This is a genomic window from Paenibacillus sp. OT2-17 (assembly GCF_009827695.1).
GTDB lineage: Bacteria > Bacillota > Bacilli > Paenibacillales > Paenibacillaceae > Paenibacillus > Paenibacillus polymyxa_B.
This window is the reverse complement of the sequence record NZ_WUDQ01000509.1, coordinates 1-2,668: the sequence shown is the minus strand read 5'-3', so window position 1 is coordinate 2,668 and position 2,668 is coordinate 1. Positions and strand designations below refer to the sequence as shown.

The following is a 2,668-nucleotide window of genomic DNA, read 5'->3' as shown; positions in this document are numbered from 1 at the left end:
GTTTTCTTGCAAACGATCAAACCAGATCTTATCTATCGCATGTTGTGTCAATTCTGCTCCACCTCTCCTTTTAAAGCACCGGGCAAGTTCCCGAATTAATCATGCAGCGTCACCACGTATGCAACGCTGCTCTCAAGTCTTTATTTTCATCCTATTGTAGCAGATATGGAATTGTTGCGATATCTGTTGCTCCAGGGAGGTTGCAGAAGCCTAACAAACATAATATGATAAAATGGATAAACGATAAAATGATAACCGTCTGCGAGGAATATACCTTGTGGCGAATACCGGGGGAAGCTGATATGAGAAATACGAAGCCGGAGACTCGAAGAAGAGGCACACCGGATTTTCAATTGCTGATCCTCACTTTGTTATTGGTTGGATTCGGTGTAATTATGGTATTTAGCTCCAGCTCCAGCGTAGCTCTGCTGAATAAAGAATACAATTTTGACTCTTTATATTTTGTGAAGCGCCAATCTGCATTTGCTGTACTTGGACTTTTTATTATGTTGGTAGCTATGAATATTAAGATGGAAAAATATAAAAAGCTTTTTGTACCTTTATTTTTCATAACTATATTACTGCTAATCATCGTTCTTTTTACAGGCTCACTTAACGGCGCAAAAAGCTGGCTCAGGTTTGGTAGTGTTGGCTTCCAACCAACGGAGCTTGCGAAAATTTCCATCATTCTTTACTTATCCGCACTAATCGTCAAAAAAGGAGATCGCTTTAGAGATCTACGGACTGGCTACATACCTGTAACAGTCATTGTAGGCTGTGTTGCAGGACTCATCATGCTTCAACCTGATTTAGGCTCCTGCTTCATTTTGGTTGCTACCAGTGGTCTGATTATTTATGCCGGTGGAGCCAGTGTCAAGCATATTACAGCATCCATTGTTCTGCTCGTGCTAGGCGCTTCCATCGTATTTGGCATTGGGTCGTTGTTTGGAGGAGATTCTGGAACCACAGATGGACAAGCTGCTGCCAAGCAAGATTATAAAATCGGACGCTTTCAAGCCTTTCTTAATCCCGAGAAATATAGACAAGGAACAGGATACAGTCTGGTACAGTCCTTGCAAGCTATAGGTGAAGGCGGTTTAAACGGGGCAGGATTTGGTAAAGGTATTATCAAGCTTCACTATCTTCCTAATTCATTTAATGATTTTATCTTTTCTGTAATTGGTGAAGAATTCGGATTTGTCGGAACAGCCATATTCCTGATGCTATATTTGTATTTGATTTGGCGAGGCATGATCATTGCTCTGCGTTGCCATGATCCGTTCGGAACGTTGGTAGGCACTGGCATCATGGGTTTGATCGCTATTCAGGCCTTCATTAATATCGGCGGTGTAACCCAAACGATTCCAATCACTGGCGTAACGCTTCCATTTATCAGCTTTGGTGGCTCCTCCCTACTTGTCATGATGTTTTCCATGGGCATTATGCTCAGTATTTCTCGTGAGAACACCAAACAAGCGGTGCAGGAACGCACCACAGGGGTAGCTGTCCGTAATGAAGTACCCAATCGCTTTCAAACGCGTAGAACCAACCGTTTTCGTTAAAAAAAGAACTTCCATGGACCACTTACAACGGTGGCTTTGGAAGTTCTTTTGGTTATGTATAAAATATGGGAACCCTCTGCAAAAATGGCTATACTGTTGATTCACAAAACGAAAACTGGCGATTCTATAACCACCAGTTTTCGTGTTTTTATTCGGGTTATCCCACGGAATTCCCGGCATGTATACAATTGGTGAAAAACGTCAATTTATCGGTTCCTGATTCTTTTACACTGCGTCGTCCTTGAACGCGACACCTTCCACTTTTACGTTCACTTCCACGACCCGCAAACCCGTCATACTTTCGACGGCTTCTCGCACATTTTGCTGAAGAATTCGGGACACCTCATGAATAGGTGTTTCGTAGAGCACGATAATACGTAGATCAATGGCAGCTTCCAGCTGTCCAACCTCCACTGATACGCCTTTTTGCACATTTTTACCGCTCAGCCTTTTGGCCCAGCCTTCCGATAAACCGCCTGACATTGCAGCAATGCCCGGTGTCTCTAATGCGGCCATCCCGGCAATTTTACCTACGACATCGTTGGAAATCTTGATGTTTCCTGCTTCCAGTTGTTGAATTTGCTCTGCCATGACCTATGTCCCCCTTCATCCATCCTTTATTTGTATTGTAAAGCCTCAGCCACTCCAAATGCAAACCCTACGTATGAAAAACAACTTTCGTTTACAACCTATATCATTTTGGGTATATTAATTTAGAAAATCCATACAAGTGACAGCTTTCACCAAACTTGTACACATCTATTGATATCGAGGTGCTCTTCATTGAAAAAATGGTTATCTCCCGCTTTGCTTATAGCGACATTTGCTCTTAGCGCAGTCGCTCATTACACGCATTGGAACGCTATAGCCCAATTTGTCATTTGCGCAATTTCTGTTGTATTCGTAGCCGGTTTTCTCGGCAGGGCGACCGAAAGTGTCGCGCATTATGCTGGCCAACGTTTAGGTGGGTTCTTAAATGCCACCTTTGGTAACGCAGCCGAACTGATCATCGCCATCTTTCTTGTTAAAGAAGGTCTTTACGATATGGTAAAGGCCAGTCTTACCGGTTCCATCATCGGTAATCTGCTGCTGGTGCTCGGAGCAAG

At 43.3% G+C, this 2,668-nt stretch carries 2 protein-coding genes and 1 pseudogene; 2 read left to right on the top strand and 1 reads right to left on the bottom strand.

The window, feature by feature from the left end; translation table 11 throughout:
- Positions 1-302 precede the first annotated feature (302 nt).
- Positions 303-1,562 carry a putative lipid II flippase FtsW gene (gene ftsW / locus GRP75_RS23840; protein ID WP_160790554.1) on the top strand — a complete coding sequence of 420 codons (1,260 nt, stop codon included), beginning with the start codon at positions 303-305 and terminating at the stop codon, positions 1,560-1,562.
- A 225-nt stretch (positions 1,563-1,787) separates the two neighbouring features.
- On the opposite strand, the gene GRP75_RS23835 is transcribed toward ftsW, so the two are convergent.
- The gene (locus GRP75_RS23835) at positions 1,788-2,153 is read right to left on the bottom strand and encodes an Asp23/Gls24 family envelope stress response protein (protein ID WP_013310912.1); all 366 of its coding nucleotides are present in this window, start codon (positions 2,151-2,153) and stop codon (positions 1,788-1,790) included.
- Between the two features lie 192 nt (positions 2,154-2,345).
- Between GRP75_RS23835 and GRP75_RS23830 the strand changes: the two are divergent.
- Positions 2,346-2,668 (top strand): annotated as a pseudogene (locus GRP75_RS23830) (calcium/proton exchanger); the annotation flags it as partial.

Bases quoted from the DNA above. Each gene is read 5' to 3' on its own strand.
- ftsW (WP_160790554.1), top strand. From the start codon at position 303: ATGAGAAATACGAAGCCGGAGACTCGAAGAAGAGGCACACCGGATTTT.
- GRP75_RS23835 (WP_013310912.1), bottom strand. From the start codon at position 2,153: ATGGCAGAGCAAATTCAACAACTGGAAGCAGGAAACATCAAGATTTCC.